Annotated in this window: 11 protein-coding genes; 10 read left to right on the top strand and 1 reads right to left on the bottom strand. The window is 73.4% G+C overall.

Translation table 11 applies throughout. The features are described from left to right. The first annotated feature begins 74 nt into the window (after positions 1-74). The 7 genes from GL259_RS26830 (at position 75) to GL259_RS26800 (ending at position 12218) form a co-directional block, all read left to right on the top strand. On the top strand, positions 75-1949 hold the full coding sequence (locus GL259_RS26830) for an ABC transporter ATP-binding protein (protein WP_159535875.1): 1875 nt from the start codon (positions 75-77) through the stop codon (positions 1947-1949). Beyond that, positions 1946-3799: an ABC transporter ATP-binding protein gene (locus tag GL259_RS26825; RefSeq protein WP_159535874.1), complete on the top strand. Its 1854-nt coding sequence runs from the start codon at positions 1946-1948 to the stop codon at positions 3797-3799. The genes GL259_RS26830 and GL259_RS26825 overlap by 4 nt, the downstream gene beginning before the upstream one ends. A 27-nt stretch (positions 3800-3826) precedes the next feature. Beyond that, positions 3827-5557, top strand: a complete 1731-nt coding sequence (locus GL259_RS26820; RefSeq protein ID WP_159535873.1) for an ABC transporter ATP-binding protein — start codon at positions 3827-3829, stop codon at positions 5555-5557. Further along, positions 5554-7314: an ABC transporter ATP-binding protein gene (locus GL259_RS26815; RefSeq protein WP_159535872.1), complete on the top strand. Its 1761-nt coding sequence runs from the start codon at positions 5554-5556 to the stop codon at positions 7312-7314. Before GL259_RS26820 ends, GL259_RS26815 begins: the two co-directional genes overlap by 4 nt. A gap of 355 nt (positions 7315-7669) precedes the next feature. Beyond that, positions 7670-9676: a M4 family metallopeptidase gene (locus tag GL259_RS26810; RefSeq protein ID WP_159539011.1), complete on the top strand. Its 2007-nt coding sequence runs from the start codon at positions 7670-7672 to the stop codon at positions 9674-9676. Positions 9677-9960: 284 nt separating this feature from the next. Beyond that, complete coding sequence (locus tag GL259_RS26805) at positions 9961-11613, top strand: M4 family metallopeptidase (protein ID WP_159535871.1); 1653 nt, start codon at positions 9961-9963, stop codon at positions 11611-11613. 83 nt (positions 11614-11696) lie between these two features. Further along, entirely contained in the window at positions 11697-12218 is a 522-nt protein-coding gene (locus GL259_RS26800; RefSeq protein ID WP_166461564.1) for a DUF1990 domain-containing protein, read from the top strand. A 43-nt stretch (positions 12219-12261) separates the two neighbouring features. Here GL259_RS26800 and GL259_RS26795 read toward each other — a convergent pair whose 3' ends face one another. After that, the gene (locus GL259_RS26795; RefSeq protein ID WP_159535870.1) at positions 12262-14883 is read right to left on the bottom strand and encodes a glycosyltransferase family 1 protein; all 2622 of its coding nucleotides are present in this window, start codon (positions 14881-14883) and stop codon (positions 12262-12264) included. A gap of 277 nt (positions 14884-15160) precedes the next feature. Between GL259_RS26795 and GL259_RS26790 the strand changes: the two genes are divergently transcribed. The 3 genes from GL259_RS26790 (at position 15161) to treS (ending at position 20534) form a co-directional block, all read left to right on the top strand. Continuing rightward, positions 15161-16366, top strand: a complete 1206-nt coding sequence (locus tag GL259_RS26790) for a S8 family peptidase (RefSeq protein WP_159535869.1) — start codon at positions 15161-15163, stop codon at positions 16364-16366. A gap of 275 nt (positions 16367-16641) precedes the next feature. Further along, positions 16642-18837: an alpha-1,4-glucan--maltose-1-phosphate maltosyltransferase gene (locus tag GL259_RS26785; RefSeq protein WP_166461563.1), complete on the top strand. Its 2196-nt coding sequence runs from the start codon at positions 16642-16644 to the stop codon at positions 18835-18837. Beyond that, positions 18834-20534 (top strand): maltose alpha-D-glucosyltransferase, encoded by a 1701-nt coding sequence (gene treS / locus GL259_RS26780; protein ID WP_159535867.1) that lies wholly within the window; start codon positions 18834-18836, stop codon positions 20532-20534. Before GL259_RS26785 ends, treS begins: the two co-directional genes overlap by 4 nt. The last annotated feature ends 101 nt before the right edge of the window (positions 20535-20635 follow it).

Genomic DNA, 20635 nt, shown 5'->3' with positions numbered 1-20635 from the left:
AGGACCGGGGACCGAGCCGGGTCCGTCCGAAACTCGGTGGGCAGTGTCAGTGGCGATCCGTAGGCTCGCTGCTGATGCCCACGACACTCCCACCCTCCGAAGCCCGTTCCACCGTGCGTACGCTGCTGCGGCTGTGGCCGTACGTACGGCCCGTGCGGGCGAGGCTGTTCACCGCCGCCTTCATCGCGATCCTCGCGTCCTGCATAGGGCTGGTCATCCCGCTCGTCCTGAAGTGGATGGTGGACGGGCCGATCGCCGACCGGGATCCGGCGGGCGTGTGGCTCGGCGCGCTGTACCTGCTGCTGCTCGGGCTGGCGGAGGCGCTGCTGTTCGGGTTCCGGCGCTGGCTGGTGGCCCGGCCGCTGTCGGGGGTCGAGGCGGCGATGCGGGCGGACCTGTACCGGCACCTGCAGCGGCTGCCGGTGGCCTTCCACGACCGCTGGCCTTCCGGGCAGTTGCTGTCCCGGGGCACCACGGACCTGATGCTGCTGCGCATGTTCCTGGCCTTCCCGCTGACGTTCCTCCTGGTCAACGGGGTGACGATCCTCGTCGGTGTGATCATCATGCTGATCCAGGACTGGACGCTGGGACTGGTGATCCTCGTCCCCGCCGTACCGGTGATGGTCACCTGCGTGGTCTTCGAGAAGCGGTACTCGAAGGCGGCGCGGCTCGCGCAGGACCAGGTCGGCGATCTGACGACGGTCGTCGAGGAGAGCGTGCTCGGCATCCGTGTCATCAAGGGGTTCGGCCGGCACCGCAGTCAGGCGCGGGCGTTCCGGGAGCTGTCGGGAGAGCTGCGCGGCACGGAGCTGCACAAGGCCCGGCTGCTGGCCACGATCCTGGGCGTCATCGTGACGCTGCCGGAGCTGGCCATCGGCGCGGCGCTGGTGCTCGGGGCCGTGCGGGTGGCCGACGGGGACCTGTCCGCGGGCACGCTGGTGGCGTTCCTGTCGACGGCCCTCGCGCTGCGCTGGCCGGTGGACTCGATCGGGTTCCTGCTGGCGATGAGCCAGGAGGCGGCCACCGCCACCGAGCGGTACTTCGAGGTGATGGACGCGGAGCCGGAGGAACCGCGGGTCTCCGGTGGGCCGGGGCCGGTGCGGGCCGGGGGCGCACCGCGCGGCCCGGCGGAGCGGGGCGCCTCCCCGGCCCCCGGGGCGCGGGGGGAGGCACGGCCGCCCGCAGCCGCGCACGGCGGTCTGCGGTTCGAGAACGTCACCTTCCGCTATCCCGACGCCCCCGCCGGCTCCCCGCCCGTCCTCGACCGCGTCGACCTGCACATCCGCCCCGGCGAGTCCCTGGCCCTGGTCGGCGCGACCGGCAGCGGCAAGACCACGCTGACCGCCCTGGTCCCGCGGCTGCACGAGGTGACCTCGGGACGGATCGTCCTGAACGGCACCGACATCACGGCCATGTCCCGCGAGGAGCTGCGCTCCCGGGTCGCCGTCGCCTTCGAGGAGCCCACGCTGTTCTCGGCCAGTGTCGGGGAGAACGTCCTGATGGGCGCCGGGGCCGCCGCCGGGAGGGACGAGCTGGAGCGGGCGCTCGGCGTGGCGCAGGCCGACTTCGTGCACGCGCTGCCGCAGGGCGTGGACACCCAGGTCGGGGAGCAGGGGCTCAGCCTCTCCGGTGGGCAGCGCCAGCGCCTCGCGCTCGCCCGGGCCGTGGTCGGGCGGCCCGACTTCCTGGTGCTGGACGACCCGCTGTCCGCGCTCGACGTGCACACGGAGGCCGCGGTCGAGGCCGCCCTGCGCCGGGTGCTCGCGGACACCACCGCCCTGATCGTGGCGCACCGCCCCTCCACGGTCCTGCTGGCCGACCGCGTCGCCCTGCTCTCCGGCGGCCGGATCACCGCCGTCGGCACCCACCACGAACTGCTGCGCACCCATCCCGAGTACGCCCACCTCATGTCCGGCGACCCGGCGGGGGAACAGGAGGACAACCGATGACGGCGGCCACCACCGCGCCCTCCCCGGGCAAGGACGACGACCGGTCGCCCGAGGAGACCGGCGACCCCTTCGACCGGGACGTCCTGCCCACTCCCCCGGGCGCCACCGGCGCGCTCCTGCGTTCCCTGCTCTCCCCCCTGCGCGGCCGGGTCGCCGTCACCGCGCTGCTGCTGCTGCTCCAGCAGGCGGCCGTGCAGGCGGGCCCGCTGCTGGTGGCGTACGCGATCGACCACGCGGTGCCCGCCTTCCGGGCCGACGACCACGGGCCGCTGCTCGCGGTGGCGGTGGGCTACCTGCTGTGCGCGGCGGCGGCCGGCGCGCTGCAGTACGCCTTCGTCACCGCCTCCGCCCGGGTCAGCCAGGACGTGCTGCTCGACCTGCGCGGCCGGATCTTCCGGCACGCGCAGGCGCTCAGCGTCGACTTCCACGAGCGCTACACCTCGGGCCGGCTCATCTCCCGCTCCACCACCGACGTGGAGTCGCTGCGCGAGCTGCTGGAGGAGGGCCTGCAGGAGCTGGTGACGGTCGTCCTGTCCGCCGTCTACATCTCGGTGCTGCTGCTCTGGCTGGACCTCGGGCTCGGCGCCGTCGCGGTGGCGTCCTTCGTGCCGCTGTACGCGCTCGTGCGGTCCTACCGCCGGCGGGCGGAACGGGTGTACCGCAAGCGGTCCACGGCCATCGCGGCGGTGATCGTGAAGTTCGTCGAGACGATGAACGGCATCCGTCCGGTGCGCGCCTTCCGCCGGGAGGCCGCCAACGACGCCGACTTCGCGGTGCTGAACCGGCGGCACGAGCGGACCAACGGCGACGCGCTGCTGGAGATGGCCCGCTACGTCGTCGGCTCGCGGGTGACCGCCAACACCACGGTCGCGCTGATCGTGCTGTGGGGCGCCTACCGGGTCGCGGACGCGTCGCTGGCCCTCGGCGTGCTGGCGGCGGCGGTGCTGTACCTGCGGCGGCTGTACGACCCGATCGACCGGCTCGGCATGTTCCTCAACTCCTACCAGTCGGCGGCGGCCTCGCTGGAGAAGATCGCCGGACTGCTGGCGCAGACGCCGTCCGTGCCCGAACCGGCGTCCCCCCGGGAGCTTCCGCGGCGGCGCTCCGAGCACCCCGGCCGCGAGGTCGTCTTCGACTCGGTCCGGTTCGCCTACCGCACCGGCGGCGAGGTGCTGCCCCGCTTCGACCTCACCCTCCCGGCCGGGCAGACCGTCGCCGTCGTCGGCTCGACCGGCGCGGGCAAGTCGACCCTGGCCAAGCTGCTCGCCCGCTTCTACGACCCCACCGAGGGCCGGGTGCTGCTCGACGGCGTGGACCTGCGCGACCTCGCGGGACCCGAGCTGCGGCGCGGGGTGGTCATGGTGACGCAGGAGGCGTTCCTGTTCTCCGGCACGGTCGCCGAGAACATCGCCATCGGACGGCCGGACGCCACCCGTGAGGAGATCGAGCAGGCGGCGAAGGAGATCGGCGCGCACGACTTCATCGCCGCGCTGCCCGACGGCTACGACACCGACGTCCGCAAGCGCGGCGGCCGCATCTCGGCCGGCCAGCGCCAACTGGTGGCCTTCGCGCGGGCGCTGCTCGCGGACCCGGCCGTGCTGATCCTGGACGAGGCGACCAGCTCGCTGGACGTCCCCGGGGAGCGGGCGGTGCAGCGGGCGATGGCGACGGTGCTGAGGGGGCGTACGGCGGTGGTGATCGCGCACCGGCTGTCGACGGTGGAGATCGCGGACCGGGTGCTGGTCATGGAGCACGGACGGATCGTCGAGGACGGCAGCCCGGCCGGACTCATCGCCGGGACGGGCCGGTTCGCGGACCTGCACCGGGCCTGGCGGGACAGCCTGGCGTGAGCGCGGGCCGCCGGTGGAGGGGGAGGGATGATCGACGCGTACGAGGACCCCGGCACGCCCGACCGCCGGGGCGGGGCGCGCTACCTGTGGTGGCTGGTCATGCGGCAGCCGGGGCGCTGTGCGGCGGGGGCGGTGTTCGGCACCGTGTGGATGGTGCTGCTGGCGGCGACGCCGTACCTGATGTCCCGGGCGGTGGACGACGGGCTGGAGCCGGGCGACACGGGCGCGCTGGTGCTGTGGACCGGCGCCCTGTTCGCGGTGAACGGGTTCAACTCCTGGCTGAGCATCATGCGGCACCGCACGATGACGCGGGTGCGGATGGACGCCAACTTCCGCACGGTGAAGGTGGTCGTGGGACAGACGGTGCGGCTGGGTGCCGCGCCGGAACGGCGGACCGGGGCCGGGGAGATCGTCACCATCGGGGTGGGCGACGTGCAGACGATCGCCCAGGCGCTCACCGCCGTCGGCCCCGGGGTGGGGGCGGTCGTGGCGTACCTGGTGGTGGCCGGGCTGCTGCTGGCGGTGTCGCCGCTGCTGGCGGTGGTGGTGCTGCTCGGGGTCCCGGTGATCGGCCTGGTCGTCGGGCCGCTGGCGGGGCGGTTGCAGGGCAGGGAGACGGAGTACCGGGAGCGGCAGGCCGTGCTCACCGCGCGGATCGGTGACCTGGCGGGCGGGCTGCGGGTGCTGAGCGGGCTCGGCGGCAAGGGCCTGGTGGCGGACGCGTTCCGCCGGGACTCGCGGCGGCTGCGCGACCAGGGCTACCGGGTCGGGGCGGTGACCAGCTGGATGCAGGCGCTCGGCGCGGGACTGCCGACGCTGTTCCTGGCCGGCGTGACCTGGATCGCGGCGCGGCTGGCCGCCCGGGGCGAGATCACCGTGGGCGAGCTGGTGTCCGTGTACGGCTACGTGGCCGTGCTGGTGTGGCCGGTGATGTTCCTCATCGAGTGCGGTTACCAGCTCAGCCGGGGCGTGGTGGCCGCCCGCCGGGTGACGGCGCTGCTGCGGCTGGAGCCGCCGGCCGACGCCGCCACCGCCGACGCGCCGGCCGAGCCCTCCGTGCTGTACGACCCGGAGTCCGGGGTGCGGGTGCTGCCGGGCCGGCTGACCGCGCTGACGGCCGCACGCCCCGCCGACGCGCTCGCCGTGGTCGACCGCCTCGGCCGGTATGCGCCGTCCGGCGTCACCTGGGGCGGGACCCGGCTGGACCGGGTCGCGCTCGACCAGGTCAGGGAGCGGATCCTGGTCGCCGACCACGAGGCCGACCTGTTCGCCGGTCCGCTGCGGGAGGTGGTGGCCGGGCGGGGCGGCCCCTGCGACGGGGACGTCCTGCGCGCGCTGCACACGGCCGCCGCCGACGACGTCGTACAGGGTCTGCCCGAGGGGCTGGACTCCCCCGTGTCCGCCCAGGGCCGCAGCCTCTCCGGCGGTCAGCGGCAACGCGTCCGGCTGGCGCGGGCGCTGCTGGCCGACCCCGAGGTGTTGCTGGCCGTCGAGCCCACCTCGGCGCTCGACGCGCACACCGAGGCCACGGTCGCCGACCGGCTGCGCGCGGCCCGCGAGGGCCGTACGACGGTGCTGGTCACCACCTCGCCGCTGCTGCTCGACCGCGTCGACCGGGTGCTCTTCCTGGCCGACGGCAAGGTCGCCGCGAGCGGCGGCCACCGTGAACTCCTCGACACCGAGCCCGGATACCGGGCGCTGGTGGCCAGGGACGCCGGCGAGGACGCCACCGGCCGGACCGGGGAGGCCGTGCGGTGAGCGGGCGGCGACTTCCCCTCGCCGGGCCCGCCGACGTGCGCCGGGCCTCCGTGGAACTGGTGCGGGCGGACGGGCGGGCGTTCGCCGCCGTACTGGTCCTGAACGCGCTGGCGGCCGTGGCGGGGCTGGCGGGGCCCTGGCTGCTGGGGCGGATCGTCGACGCGGTGCGCGACGGGGGCGGGGTGGCCGTCGTGGACCGGCTGGCGCCGGTCATCGTGCTGTGCGCCGTCACGCAGCTGCTGCTGTCCCGCTGGGCCCGGTACGTGGGGCACCGCTTCGGGGAGCGGACGCTGGCCCGGGTGCGGGAGCGGTTCGTGGACCGGGCGCTGGGGCTGCCCTCGTCGGTGGTGGAGCGGGCGGGCACCGGTGACCTGACGGCGCGCGGGACGGCCGACGTGACCACCGTGGGGACGACCCTGCGCGACGCCGGGCCGGCGCTGCTGGTCAACGGCGTGCAGTCGCTGTTCGTGATGGCGGCGGTCTTCGTGGTGGACCCGCTGCTGGGCGCCCTCGGGCTGCTCTGCCTCACGCCGATCTGGCTCGCGCTGCGCTGGTACCTGCGCCGGGCCCGTGACGCCTATCTCGCCGAGGGCGCGGCGAACTCCGACGTGGCGGAGATCGTCGCGGCGACCGCGGCGGGGGCCCGCACGGTGGAGGCGTTCCGGCTCCAGGAGCGGCGGATCCGGGCGAGCCGGGAGGCGCTGGAGACCTCCCGGCGCACCCGGTTCCACACGCTGTTCCTGCGCACGGTGTTCTTCCCGGTGGTCGAGGTGTCGTACGCCGTGCCGGTGGCCGGGGTGCTGCTGATCGGCGGGGTGCTGCACGAGCGGGGGGCGGTGAGCCTCGGGGCGGTGGTGAGCGCCGCCCTGTACCTGCTGCAGTTGAGCGGTCCGCTCGACGAGGTCCTGATGCGGGTCGAGCAGCTGCAGAGCAGCGGTGCCTCGTTCGCCCGCGTCGAGGGGCTGGCCCGGGCGCCGCGTGCCGCGGCCCGGGGCGAGGGCCCGGACCCGGCCGACGACCGCATCGACGTGACCGCCGCGCGCTACGCCTACGACGGGGGCGGCGAGGTGCTGCGCGGGGTCGATCTGACGGTGACGCCCGGGGAGCGGCTGGCCGTGGTGGGGCCGTCCGGCGCGGGCAAGACCACGCTGAGCCGGCTGCTGGCGGGCGTGGACGCGCCGACCGCGGGGACGGTGACCGTGGGCGGGGTGCCCGTGGTGGGGCTGGACCCGGAGCGGCTGCGCCGCCAGGTGGTGCTGGTCACGCAGGAGCACCACGTGTTCCTGGGGTCGGTCCGCGACAACCTGCGCATCGCCGAACCGTCCGCCGGCGACGAGGAGCTGTGGGCGGCGCTGGCCGCGGTCGGCGCCGACGCGTGGGTGCGGGAGCTGCCGGAGGGCCTGGACACGGAGCTGGGCGAGGGGGGCCGGGTCACCGACGGTTCGCAGGCCCAGCAACTGGCCCTGGCCCGCGTGGTGCTGGCCGACCCGCACACGCTGATCCTGGACGAGGCCACCGCCCTGCTCGATCCGACGACCGCCCGGCACACCGAGCGCGCGCTGGCCGCCGTGCTCCGGGGGCGCACCGTCATCGCCGTCGCGCACCGGTTGCACACCGCGCACGACGCGGACCGCGTGGCGGTGATGGAGGACGGCCGGCTGACCGAACTGGGCACGCACGAGGAACTGGTGGCGGCGGGCGGGGCGTACGCGGCGTTGTGGCACTCGTGGCACGGGGACGGGCCGCCCGCCCCGTGACACCGCGGGCGGGGGCTCACTCCCGGGGCGCCCCGCCCTTCGCCCGACGTTCCGCATATCGAACGTGAACTCCCGGACAACGAACGGTTTCCGGCCAACTTCCTGACGCGCCCCTGACAGAAACCGCGATCACCTGCCACTCTTCCCACGGCCGCTGCGCAGCAACCCCACGGCGTCAGCCCCTCGCGGTGCCGCGGCCTCAGCTCCCGCACGCCAGCACGTGTCTCTGCGTACCGTCCCGCACCGCCCGGCCGGCCCACCCGCCGGCCGGTCTCCCCTGGCCGCGCGACCCGCGGCCACGCAGAAGGAGCCAGTGTTGAGAAGCAGGCCCTCCCACAGACCCACCCCCCACGCCATGCACCGCCGCGCCGCGGCCGTCGCCCTCGCCGGGGTGGCCGCCCTGGTCGCCACGGCGGTGCAGTCCGGCAGCGCCACCGCGGCCCCCGAGAAGGCGCCGTCGGCCGCGGGCGAGGCGAAGCCGGGCTCCGAGTCGGTCCGGCTCACCCCCGCCCAGCGCGCCGAGCTGATCCGCGAGGCGAACGCCGCCAAGGCGGACACCGCCGAGGACCTCGGCCTGGGCGCGAAGGAGAAGCTCGTCGTCCGCGACGTCCTCAAGGACCGCGACGGCACCGTGCACGTCCGCTACGAGCGCACCTACGACGGCCTGCCCGTCCTCGGCGGCGACCTGGTCGTCCAGGGCGAGAGGCCCGGCGCGGCCGAGTCCGTCGTCAAGGCCACCCGCGCCGCGGTGAGGCCCGCGACCACCGCCGCCGCGGTGAAGCCCGCCGCGGCCGAGCGGCAGGCCCTGGCCGCCGCGAAGGCCGGGAAGGCCGAGGGCGCCGACGTCGACCGCGCCCCGCGCAAGGTGATCTGGGCGGCCGGGGGCGAGCCGGTCGTGGCGTACGAGACGGTCGTCGGCGGCCTCCAGCACGACGGCACCCCGCAGGAGCTGCACGTCGTCACCGACGCCACCACGGGCGAGAAGCTGTACGAGTGGGAGGCGGTCCGGAACGGAACCGGCCACACCGTCTACAGCGGCACCGTCCCCCTGACCACCACCCAGTCCGGGTCGGCGTACAACCTCACCGACGGGGCGCGCGGCGGGCACAGGACCTACAACCTCAACCGCTCCACCTCCGGCACCGGCACGCTGTTCTCCGGCGCCGACGACGTCTGGGGCGACGGCACCCCGTCCAACCTGGAGTCGGCCGCCGCCGACGCCCACTACGGGGCCGCGCTGACCTGGGACTACTACAAGAACGTGCACGGCCGCAGCGGCATCCGGGGCGACGGCGCGGCCGCCTACTCCCGGGTCCACTACGGCAACAACTACGTCAACGCCTTCTGGTCGGACAGCTGCTTCTGCATGACCTACGGCGACGGCTCGGGCAACGCCAACCCGCTCACCTCGATCGACGTCGCCGCGCACGAGATGACCCACGGGCTCACCTCGAACACCGCGGGCCTCAACTACAGCGGCGAGTCCGGCGGCCTCAACGAGGCCACCTCCGACATCTTCGGCTCGACGGTCGAGTTCTACGCCGGCAACTCCTCCGACACCGGTGACTACCTCATCGGCGAGGAGATCGACATCAACGGCGACGGCACCCCGCTGCGCTACATGGACAAGCCGAGCAAGGACGGCGCCTCCAAGGACGCCTGGTACTCGGGCATCGGCTCGATCGACGTGCACTACTCCTCGGGCCCCGCCAACCACTTCTTCTACCTGCTGAGCGAGGGCAGCGGCACCAAGACCGTCAACGGGGTCACCTACGACTCGCCCACCTCGGACGGCCTCCCGGTCACCGGCATCGGCCGGGACAAGGCGGAGAAGATCTGGTTCCGCGCGCTGACCACCAAGTTCACCTCGACCACCAACTACGCGGGCGCCCGCAGCGGCACCCTCGCGGCGGCCGGCGAGCTGTACGGCACCACCAGCGCCGAGTACAAGGCGGTGCAGGACGCCTGGGCGGGCGTCAACGTCGGCACGCGCTCCGGCGGCGGCGGTGGCGGCACCTCCTTCGAGAACACCGCCGACGTGTCCGTCCCGGACGCCGGCTCCGCGGTGACCTCCTCGATCACCGTCTCCGGCCGGGCGGGCAACGCGCCCTCCAACCTCCAGGTCGCGGTGGACATCGTGCACACCTGGCGCGGTGACCTGGTGGTGGACCTGCTGGCGCCGGACGGCACGGCGTACCGCCTGAAGAACAGCAGTTCCGGCGACTCGGCGGACAACGTCAACGAGACATACACGGTGAACGCCTCCTCCGAGACCGCCAACGGCACCTGGAAGCTGCGGGTGCAGGACGTGGCCCGGTACGACACCGGCTACATCAACGGCTGGAAGCTCACCTTCCCGTAAACGGCCGAGTTCAGGGCGCCGTCCCGGGCGGTTCGACTCCCCCGGGGCGGCGCCTTCTTTTTGCCAAGCCCATACACCCCGCCGGTTGGGCTTTTACCGAGGTCGCGCCGCTTCACATGCACGCAACATTCACCTCGCCGACCACTTTCGGCCAACATCATTCGACCCTCATGACATGTACGCGTCGCCGATGTCACTCTTCCTTCGCTCGACGCACCACCGCACGGCCTTCCCGGACGGCTCCCCGCCCGCCCGGGCACCCCCACAGGACACAAGGAGCTCGTGTGACTCCCCTCTACGCGCGTCACAAGCGCACCGCTCTGGCCATCGCCACCACCGTCGCGGCCGGAGCCCTCCTCGCCACCGGTGCGACCACCGGTACCGCGGCCGCCGGCTCCGCGCCCGCCGGCAAGCCGTCCCCGGCCGGCGCCCCGGTGCCGCTGTCCGCCGCCGCCCGCACCTCCCTCATCCAGGAGCAGCAGGCGTCGGCGGCCGGGACCGCCGACGCGATAGGCCTCGGCGCCAAGGAGAAGCTGCTCGTCAAGGACGTCGTGAAGGACGCCGACGGCACGGTCCACACCCGCTACGAGCGCACCTACGACGGCCTGCCCGTGCTCGGCGGTGACCTGGTCGTGCACGAGCCGGCCTCCGGCGCCACGAGCGTGACCAAGGCGGTGAAGGCGGCCGTCGAGGTGCCCTCGGTGAAGCCGGGGATCACCGCGGGCAAGGCCGAGAAGCAGGCGCTCGCCGCCGCGGAGGAGGCCGGTTCGGAGAGGACCGAGGCGGACTCCGCGCCCCGCAAGGTGGTCTGGGCGGCCGACGGCGAGCCGGTCCTGGCCTACGAGACCGTCGTCGGCGGCCTCCAGGAGGACGGCACCCCGAACGAGCTGCACGTGATCACCGACGCCGCCACCGGCGAGAAGCTCCACGAGTGGCAGGGCGTCCACACCGGCACCGGCAAGGGCCTGTACTCGGGCACGGTCACCCTGGGCACCTCCAAGTCCGGGACGACGTACCAGCTGTACGACACCGCCCGCGGCGGCCACAGGACCTACAACCTGGCGCGCGGCACCTCCGGCACCGGCACCCTGTTCACCGACGCGGACGACGTGTGGGGCACCGGCACCGCCTCCAGCTCCTCCACCGACCAGACCGCGGCCGTGGACGCCGCCTACGGCGCCCAGGTCACCTGGGACTTCTACAAGAACACCTTCAGCCGCAGCGGCATCAGGAACGACGGCAAGGCGGCCTACTCCCGGGTCCACTACGGCAACAACTACGTCAACGCCTTCTGGTCGGACAGCTGCTTCTGCATGACCTACGGCGACGGCTCGGGCAACACCCACCCGCTGACCTCGCTGGACGTGGCCGCGCACGAGATGAGCCACGGTCTGACCTCGAACACCGCGGGCCTCAACTACAGCGGCGAGTCCGGCGGCCTCAACGAGGCCACCAGCGACATCCTCGGCACGGGCGCGGAGTTCTACGCGGCCAACTCCTCCGACACCGGTGACTACCTCATCGGCGAGGAGATCGACATCAACGGCGACGGCACCCCGCTGCGCTACATGGACAAGCCGAGCAAGGACGGCGCCTCCAAGGACTACTGGTCCTCCGGCCTCGGCTCGGTCGACGTGCACTACTCCTCGGGCCCCGCCAACCACTTCTTCTACCTGCTGGCCGAGGGCAGCGGCACCAAGACCGTCAACGGCGTGACCTACAGCTCGCCGACGTACAACGGCTCCACCGTCACCGGCATCGGCCGCGCCAAGGCGCTGCAGATCTGGTACAAGGCGCTGACCACGTACTTCACGTCGACGACCAACTACAAGGCGGCCCGTACGGGCACCCTGTCCGCGGCGGCGTCCCTGTACGGCTCCACCAGCACCGAGTACAAGGCGGTCGCGGCGGCCTGGACCGCGGTCAACGTCAGCTGACCCCGCCCCCTCGCACACCGGGCGGCACCCGGGCGCGGAAGCGCTCCGGGTGCCGCCCCGGGTGTGTCCTAGTCTTGGGTCCCATGTCTTCGGCGGACTTCACCTACGACCACGTCGGCGCGACCCGTGAGCCGGGGTTCCGCCCCGCGGGCTTCCACCCGATGCGCGTGCGCACCCGCCTCGGCGAGGGCGAGGCGGTCTTCCGCAGAGCCGCCGAGGCGGTCATGAGCTGGGAGATGCACCGCGCGTTGGGCGTCGGCATCGACACGCCGGCCGACCGCGCGGCCCCCGGGGTCGACGTCACGGTCGTCCTCGCCGGCATGATCAAGGCGCCGTGCCGGGTGGTGTGGACGGTGGAGGAGACCCGCAGGGCCGGCTGGGCGTACGGCACCCTGGCCGGCCATCCCGAGTGCGGCGAGGAGTCCTTCGTCGTGGACCGCACGGGCGACGGGACGGTGTGGCTGACCGTCGAGGCGTTCAGCAGGCCGGCCCGCTGGTACGCCCGGGCGGGCGGCCCGGCGACGCGGGGACTGCAGCACGCCTACGCCCGCCGCTGCGGAACGGTCCTGCGCCGCCTGGCCACGAGGGGCCCCGAGGAGGACTGAGGCCCCTCACCCCGGCCGGGCGCCCGACCCCGCCGGGCGCCCGTCACCGCATCAGCAGCCCCGCCTCCTCCGCCAGGTCGTCCTCCGAGCCCACCGCGACCAGGCCCAGTTCCGCCCGGGACGCCAGCAGGGGGTGGCGGGGCAGGATGCGGACGGTGTAGCCGAAGGGGCCCGTGCGGTCGAGGGAGAGCGGGCCCTCGTACACCCAGCGGCCCTCCCGGTCGGGGGCGCCCGCCGGTTTCAGCGGCACGGCGGCCGCGTCGGTGATGCGGTCCTCCTCGTCCACCCGGCCGGAGACCGCCTGCACCTCCACGTCGTCCGGGCCGAGGTCGCCGAGGCCCACGCGGACCCGCAGCGCGAGGGTGGTGCCGAGCTCCGCGGTGGCCGTCGTCGCGGACGTCTCGACGTGGTCGACGGTCACGCCGTGCCAGGCGCCGCGCACCCGTGCCTTCCACTCGGCGAGACCGCGCGCGGAGTCCGGGTCCATCGCGCGGTGCGCGTGGGCGGCGGGCGCGTACAGGCGCTCGACGTACTCGCGGACCATGCGGCCGGCCAGCACCTTCGGGCCGAGCAGGCCCAGCGTCCGGCGCACCATCTCGATCCAGCGGTCCGGCAGCCCGCTCTGCCCGCGCTCGTAGAAGCGCGGCGTGATCCGCTGTTCCAGCAGGTCGTACAGGGCGGCGGCCTCTATGGCGTCGCGCCGGTCCGGATCGGTGCCGGCGCCGTCCGCCGTCGGGATCGCCCAGCCGAAGTCGGGCTGGAACCACTCGTCCCACCAGCCGTCCAGCACGGACAGGTTGAGGCAGCCGTTGAGCGCGGCCTTCATCCCGCTGGTCCCGCACGCCTCCAGCGGCCTGAGCGGGTTGTTCAGCCAGATGTCGCAGCCGGGGTAGAGCTTCTGCGCCATCGCCATGCCGTAGTCGGGCAGGAACACGATCCGGTGCCGCACGCGCGGGTCGTCGGCGAACCGGACCAGTTCCTGGATGAGCCGCTTGCCGCCGTCGTCCGCCGGGTGCGCCTTGCCCGCGACCACGATCTGCACCGGCCGCTCGGGGTGCAGCAGCAGGTCCATCAGCCGGTCCCGGTCGTGCAGCATCAGCGTCAGCCGCTTGTACGAGGGGACGCGCCGCGCGAACCCGATGGTCAGCACGTCCGGGTCGAGCACCCCGTCGATCCAGCCCAGCTCGGCCGTCGCGGCGCCGCGCTGGCGCCAGGAGGCGCGCAGCCGCTCGCGCACCTCCGTCACCAGCAGCTCGCGCAGGGACCGGCGCAGCTCCCAGATGTCCTGGTCGGGGATGTCCGCGACGGAGTCCCAGCGGTCCGAGCCGCCGACGCTCAGGGCCTCCTCGGCGCGCCGGTCGCCGATCTGCCGGGCGCCGAGCCGGAGCACCTCGGGGGCGACCCAGGTGGGTGCGTGCACGCCGTTGGTGACGGAGGTGATGGGCACTTCCTCGGGGTCGAATCCCGGCCAGAGTCCGGAGAACATCTCGCGGCTGACGTTGCCGTGCAGCAGGGAGACGCCGTTGGCCCGCTGCGCGAGGCGCAGGCCCATCACGGCCATGTTGAACAGGTTGGGCTCGCCGCCGGGGTAGGTCTCCATGCCGAGCCGGAGGATGCGGTCGACCTCCATGTCCGGCAGTTCGGCGTGCGGGCCGAAGTGGCGGGCGACCAGCTCGCGGTCGAAGCGGTCGATGCCGGCCGGGACGGGGGTGTGGGTGGTGAACACGGTTCCCGCCCGGACCGCCTCCAGCGCCGAGTCGAAGTCCAGTCCGCCGGCGTGCAGTTCGGCGATGCGCTCCAGGCCGAGGAAGCCCGCGTGGCCCTCGTTGGTGTGGAAGACCTCGGGTTCGGCGTGCCCGGTCAGCCTGCAGTACGCCCGGACCGCCCGGACCCCTCCTATGCCGAGCAGCATCTCCTGGAGCAGCCGGTGCTCGCTGCCGCCGCCGTAGAGCCGGTCGGTGACGCCGCGTTCGCCGAGGTCGTTCTCCTCGACGTCGGAGTCCAGCAGGAGCAGCGGGACCCTGCCGACCTGGGCCGTCCAGATCCGGGCGCGCAGCAGGCGGTCGCCGGGCAGGGCGAGGGTGACCCGGGCGGGGGTGCCGTCGGCCTCCGTGAGCTGGTCCAGGGGCAGCTCGTTGGGGTCGAGGACGGGGTAGTGCTCCTGCTGCCAGCCGTCCCGGGACAGGGACTGGCGGAAGTAGCCGTGCCGGTAGAGCAGGCCGACGCCGATGAGGGGGACGCCGAGGTCGCTGGCGGCCTTCAGGTGGTCGCCGGCCAGGATGCCGAGGCCGCCGGAGTACTGCGGCAGGGCGGCCGTGATGCCGAACTCCGGGGAGAAGTAGGCGACGGCGGCGGGCAGCCGGCCGGGCTGCGCCTGGTACCAGCGGTCGCCGGTCGTGTAGGCGTGCAGGTCGTCCGCGACCGCCTCGAGGCGGTCCAGGAAGTCGCGGTCCCCGGCCAGCTCGGCGAGGCGCGCGGGCGGCACGCCGCCCAGCAGCCGCACCGGGTCGCCGCCCGAGGCGGCCCAGCGTCCGGGGTCGACGGAGCGGAACAGGTCACGGGTTCCGGCGTGCCAGGACCAGCGCAGATTGCGGGCCAGCTCGCCGAGGGGCCGGAGGGGGTCGGGGAGAACGGGTCGGACGGTGAATCGACGGATCGCCTTCACATTCCACCTCGCGCGGTCGCGAAGGACGCGGTGTGCGTCCGGGCGTCGCTGCCGACAGTACCGGCGCGGGCACGGCCCGCGCGGGAAGCCGGGGAACACGGGTTCCACCACACGCCCGCCCAAACGATTCATCTCAGGGCGGATATGGCCGATTCCGCCCCCGTAGGCGTCCTTGTGGCGCTTCACCCCGCACGAGACGCTGCCCCCCTGGCGTGCCGTCCGTGCCGGGTGCACCCGGCACGGACGGCACGCCGAGTCGAGGAGGGGAACTCGGACCATGGCACGGACGCGGACACGGCGTCTGCGCCGGGCGGGGGTCATGACGGCGGTGCTGAGCACCGCGGCGGTCTCGGCCGCCACCCTGCCCGCGCACGCCGCGCCCCCGCAGGGGCGGATACTCGGCGCCGGGGCACCCGGCTCCGTGACCGGCAGTTACCTGGTGACGCTGGAGGAGGGGACACCGGCGCGTTCGGCGGCGGGCAGGGACCTCGCCGAGCGGTACGGGGTGAGGATCAGCCACACCTACGGCACGGTGCTGAACGGCTACGCCGTCCGCGCCGACGCGAGACGGGCGGGCCGCCTGGCGGCCGACCCCCGGGTCGCCTCGGTCGTCCAGGACACCCGGGTGACGTCGGAGCGCACGCAGCACGACCCGCCGTCCTGGGGGCTGGACCGGATCGACCAGCGGGACCGGCCGCCGGACGGGCGCTACACCTGGCCGGAGCCGGGGGGCGCCGGGGTGACGGTCTACGTGATCGACACCGGGGTCCGGGTCTCGCACGGCGACTTCGCCGGGCGGGCGCGCCACGGCTGGGACTTCGTCCAGAACGACCGGACCGCGCAGGACGGCAACGGCCACGGCACGCACGTCGCCGCCATCGCCGCGGGCACCTCCTACGGCGTCGCCAAGAAGGCGACGATCGTCTCCGTCCGCGTCCTGGACGACGCCGGCGCGGGCACCACCGCCCAGGTGATCGCGGGCATCGACTGGGTGACCCGGAACGCGCGGAAGCCGGCGGTCGCCAACCTCAGCCTCGGCGGGTTCCGCAACGGCCGGCTGGACGCCGCCGTCCGCACCTCGATCGCGTCCGGTGTCACCTACACGGTCGCCGCGGGCAACGAGGGGGGGCCGGCCGCACTGTACTCGCCGGCGGGCGTGCGGTCGGCGATCACGGTGGGCGCGGTCGGCCGGCAGGACAAGAAACCGGCCTTCTCCAACCACGGCTCGGCCCTCGATCTGTTCGCCCCGGGGGTGTCGGTCACCTCGGCGTCCGCCGCGGGCGATTCCGGACGGGCCACCCACTCGGGCACCTCGATGGCGTCCCCGCACGCGGCGGGCGCGGCGGCGCTGTACCTCGCCGGACACCGGCGGGCGACCCCGGCGCAGGTGGCGAAGGCGCTGGTCAAGGGGGCGACGAGCGGGAAGGTGACCGGCCGCGGGCTCGGCTCGCCGGACCGGCTGCTCCGGGTGCCGCGCTCCTAGCGGCGCCCCCGCGCGGCACCCCGCGGCACGCCGCGCCGAGGGGTGCCGGGACGGCACCGGCGGCCGTGGGAGCGGGCCCACGCGAACCGGCCCCGCCCTGTCCGGACGGGGCCGGTCTTGCATGTCGACATACGCGTGAGTAGTTAACAAAGGGCCGGATTGCCCACCCGAACAGTGTGGGAAGGCTCCTGCGGGTACACCCCACAGGAACACCACGCAGGACCCACCTCCCCACAGTCATCCGCCCACCCCTGTTGACGCGGACAGGAGCGGTCATGCCCGCCAAGCACCACTCGTCAGCCCCTCCGACGCCCGGCGCCCGCACGCCCTCGAAGCACGGTGCCGGAGCCTCCCCGCCCCTCCCGGCCGGCGCCGGTCCCGCGTCGGCCCCCGCGAGTCCCGGACCGGCCCCCGCGGCCCCCGCGACCGCCGTGGGGCGCATCCCCGTCCTCGACGTCCGGCCGATGGTCCGGCAGGGACGCCGGCCGGCGAAGGCCGTGCCCGGCGAGGCGTTCGAGATCTCGGCCACCGTGTTCCGCGAGGGGCACGACGCGGTGGCCGCCAACGTCGTCCTCAGGGACCCCGAGGGACGCCCGGGGCCGTTCACGCCGATGCGGGAGCTGGCGCCCGGCACGGACCGGTGGGGGGCGACCGTCACCGCCGGCGCGCCCGGACTGTGGACGTACGCCGTGGAGGCGTGGGGCGACCCGGTCACCACCTGGCGGCACCACGCGCAGATCAAGATCCCGGCGGGCATGGACACGGAGGTGGTCCTGGAGGAGGGCGCCCGGCTGTACGAGCGGGCGGCCGCCGGGGCGCCCGGCCCGGACGCGAGGGACGTCCTGCTCGCCGCCGTGGACGCCCTGCGCGACGAGAGCCGCCCGGCCGCGTCCCGGCTGGCGGCGGCGTTGACGCCGGAGGTGGACGCGGTGCTGGCCCGGCATCCGCTGCGGGAGCTGGTCACGAGCAGCGAGCCGCTGCCGCTGCTGGTGGAGCGGGAGCGGGCGCTGTTCGGGTCCTGGTACGAGTTCTTCCCGCGCTCCGAGGGCACCCCCGAGCAGCCGCACGGCACCTTCGAGACCGCCGCGCGGCGCCTGCCGGCGATCGCCGCGATGGGCTTCGACGTGGTCTACCTGCCGCCGATCCACCCGATCGGCACCACCTTCCGCAAGGGCCCCAACAACACCCTGGACGCCGGGCCGGACGACGTGGGCGTGCCCTGGGCGATCGGCTCGCCGGAGGGCGGGCACGACGCGGTGCACCCGCGCCTGGGCACCCTGGAGGACTTCGCCGCGTTCGTCCGGCGGGCGGCCGGGCTGGGGCTGGAGGTGGCACTGGACTTCGCGCTGCAGTGCTCGCCGGACCATCCCTGGGTGCACAAGCACCCGGAGTGGTTCCACCACCGCCCGGACGGGTCGATCGCCTACGCGGAGAACCCGCCGAAGAAGTACCAGGACATCTACCCCATCGCCTTCGACGCGGACCTGGAGGGGCTGGTCGCCGAGACCTGCCGGGTGCTGCGGCACTGGATGGGGGTGGGGGTGCGGATCTTCCGGGTGGACAACCCGCACACCAAGCCGGTGGTGTTCTGGGAGCGGGTGCTGGGCGAGATCAACCGCACCGACCCGGACGTGATCTTCCTGGCGGAGGCGTTCACCCGCCCGGCGATGATGCACACCCTGGCGCAGATCGGCTTCCAGCAGTCCTACACCTACTTCACCTGGCGCAACAGCAAGCAGGAGCTGACCGAGTACCTGACCGAGCTGTCCGGGGAGGCGGCCTGCTACATGCGGCCCAACCTCTTCGCCAACACCCCCGACATCCTGCACGCCTACCTGCAGCACGGCGGCCGGCCCGCCTTCGAGGTCCGCGCGGTGCTGGCCGCCACCCTCTCGCCGGCCTGGGGCATCTACAGCGGCTACGAGCTGTGCGAGAACACCCCGCTGCGCGAGGGCAGCGAGGAGTACCTCGACAGCGAGAAGTACCAGCTCAAGCCCCGCGACTGGGAGGCGGCCGCACGCGAGGGCCGCACCATCGCCCCGCTCCTCACCCGCCTCAACACCGTCCGGCGCGAGAACCCGGCCCTGCAACAGCTGCGGGACCTCCACTTCCACCACGCGGACAAGGAGGAGGTGATCGCGTACTCGAAGCGGAAGGGTTCGAACACGGTTCTGGTGGTCGCCAACCTCGACCCCCACCACACCCAGGAGGCCACGGTCTCGTTGGACATGCCGCAACTCGGCCTGGACTGGCACGAGTCGGTGCCGGTGCGCGACGAGCTCACCGGCGAGACCTATCACTGGGGCAGGGCCAACTATGTGCGTCTCGGACCGGGCGGAGCGCATGTGCTCGTCGTCGGCCGGGAATCCGGGGGCCACGGGGCACAAGCCGGCGACGTCGCGTCCCCGGGTGAGCACGGCGAGGTCCTGCGACCGTCCACCCCGCAGATCGGAGGGTCACCCACAACATGATCGTCAACGAACCCGTCCCGGACACCTTCGAGGACACCCCCGCCAAGGACCGGGACCCGGAGTGGTTCAAACGCGCCGTCTTCTACGAGGTGCTCGTCCGCTCCTTCCAGGACAGCAACGGCGACGGCATCGGTGACCTGAAGGGCCTGACCGCCAAACTGGACTACCTGCAGTGGCTGGGCGTCGACTGTCTGTGGCTGCCGCCCTTCTTCAAGTCGCCCCTGCGCGACGGCGGCTACGACGTCTCCGACTACACCGCCGTGCTGCCCGACTTCGGCGACCTGGCCGACTTCGTGGAGTTCGTCGACTCCGCGCACCAGCGCGGCATGCGCGTGATCATCGACTTCGTCATGAACCACACCAGCGACCAGCACCCGTGGTTCCAGGAGTCGCGCAAGGACCCCGACGGGCCGTACGGCGACTACTACGTGTGGGCCGACGACGACAAGCAGTACCAGGACGCCCGGATCATCTTCGTCGACACCGAGGTGTCGAACTGGACGTACGACCCGGTGCGCAAGCAGTACTACTGGCACCGCTTCTTCTCGCACCAGCCGGACCTCAACTACGAGAACCCGGCCGTGCAGGAGGAGATGATCTCCGCGCTGAAGTTCTGGCTCGACCTGGGCATCGACGGGTTCCGGCTGGACGCGGTGCCGTACCTGTACCAGGAGGAGGGCACCAACTGCGAGAACCTCCCGGCCACGCACGACTTCCTGAAGCGGGTGCGCAAGGAGATCGACGCCCAGTACCCGGACACCGTGCTGCTGGCGGAGGCGAACCAGTGGCCGGAGGACGTCGTCGACTACTTCGGCGACTACCCGAGCGGTGGCGACGAGTGCCACATGGCGTTCCACTTCCCGGTCATGCCCCGCATCTTCATGGCGGTGCGCCGCGAGTCGCGCTACCCCGTCTCCGAGATCCTGGCCAAGACCCCCGCGATCCCCTCGGGCTGCCAGTGGGGCATCTTCCTGCGCAACCACGACGAGCTGACCCTGGAGATGGTCACCGACGAGGAGCGCGACTACATGTGGGCCGAGTACGCCAAGGACCCCCGCATGCGCGCCAACATCGGCATCCGCCGCCGCCTGGCCCCGCTGCTGGACAACGACCGCAACCAGATCGAGCTGTTCACGGCCCTGCTGCTGTCCCTGCCCGGCTCGCCGATCCTGTACTACGGCGACGAGATCGGCATGGGCGACAACATCTGGCTCGGCGACCGCGACGCGGTGCGCACCCCGATGCAGTGGACCCCGGACCGCAACGCCGGCTTCTCCTCGTCCGATCCCGGCCGGCTGTTCCTGCCCACGATCATGGACCCGGTCTACGGCTACCAGGTCACCAACGTCGAGGCGTCCATGGCCTCGCCGTCCTCGCTGCTGCACTGGACCCGCCGGATGATCGAGATCCGCAAGCAGAACGTGGCCTTCGGTCTCGGCTCCTACACCGAACTGCCCTCCTCCAACCCCGCCGTCCTCGCCTTCCTGCGCGAGTACGAGGACGACCTGGTGCTCTGCGTCCACAACTTCTCCCGGTTCGCACAGCCCACCGAGCTGGACCTGAGCGCCTTCGAGGGCCGTCATCCGGTCGAGCTGTTCGGCGGGGTGCGCTTCCCGGCCATCGGCGAACTGCCGTACCTGCTGACCCTCGGGGGCCACGGCTTCTACTGGTTCCGGCTGCGCAAGGACGCCGCGTAGAACCCGCGCAGAACCCGGGCGGGGCGGTTTCCACCGCTCCGCCCGGGGCACGCATCAGTAACACCCCGCCCACCCGCGTGAGCCGGAGGGGCCCGCCGGTG

It is taken from the genome of Streptomyces sp. Tu 3180 (assembly GCF_009852415.1).
Classification (GTDB): domain Bacteria; phylum Actinomycetota; class Actinomycetes; order Streptomycetales; family Streptomycetaceae; genus Streptomyces.
The sequence above is the reverse complement of the archived record's forward strand: the minus strand, read 5'-3'. Positions and strand labels throughout refer to the sequence as shown.

Bases quoted from the DNA above. Each gene is read 5' to 3' on its own strand.
- GL259_RS26830 (WP_159535875.1), top strand. From the start codon at position 75: ATGCCCACGACACTCCCACCCTCCGAAGCCCGTTCCACCGTGCGTACG.
- GL259_RS26825 (WP_159535874.1), top strand. From the start codon at position 1,946: ATGACGGCGGCCACCACCGCGCCCTCCCCGGGCAAGGACGACGACCGG.
- GL259_RS26820 (WP_159535873.1), top strand. From the start codon at position 3,827: ATGATCGACGCGTACGAGGACCCCGGCACGCCCGACCGCCGGGGCGGG.
- GL259_RS26810 (WP_159539011.1), top strand. From the start codon at position 7,670: ATGCACCGCCGCGCCGCGGCCGTCGCCCTCGCCGGGGTGGCCGCCCTG.
- GL259_RS26800 (WP_166461564.1), top strand. From the start codon at position 11,697: ATGTCTTCGGCGGACTTCACCTACGACCACGTCGGCGCGACCCGTGAG.
- GL259_RS26790 (WP_159535869.1), top strand. From the start codon at position 15,161: ATGGCACGGACGCGGACACGGCGTCTGCGCCGGGCGGGGGTCATGACG.
- GL259_RS26785 (WP_166461563.1), top strand. From the start codon at position 16,642: ATGCCCGCCAAGCACCACTCGTCAGCCCCTCCGACGCCCGGCGCCCGC.
- treS (WP_159535867.1), top strand. From the start codon at position 18,834: ATGATCGTCAACGAACCCGTCCCGGACACCTTCGAGGACACCCCCGCC.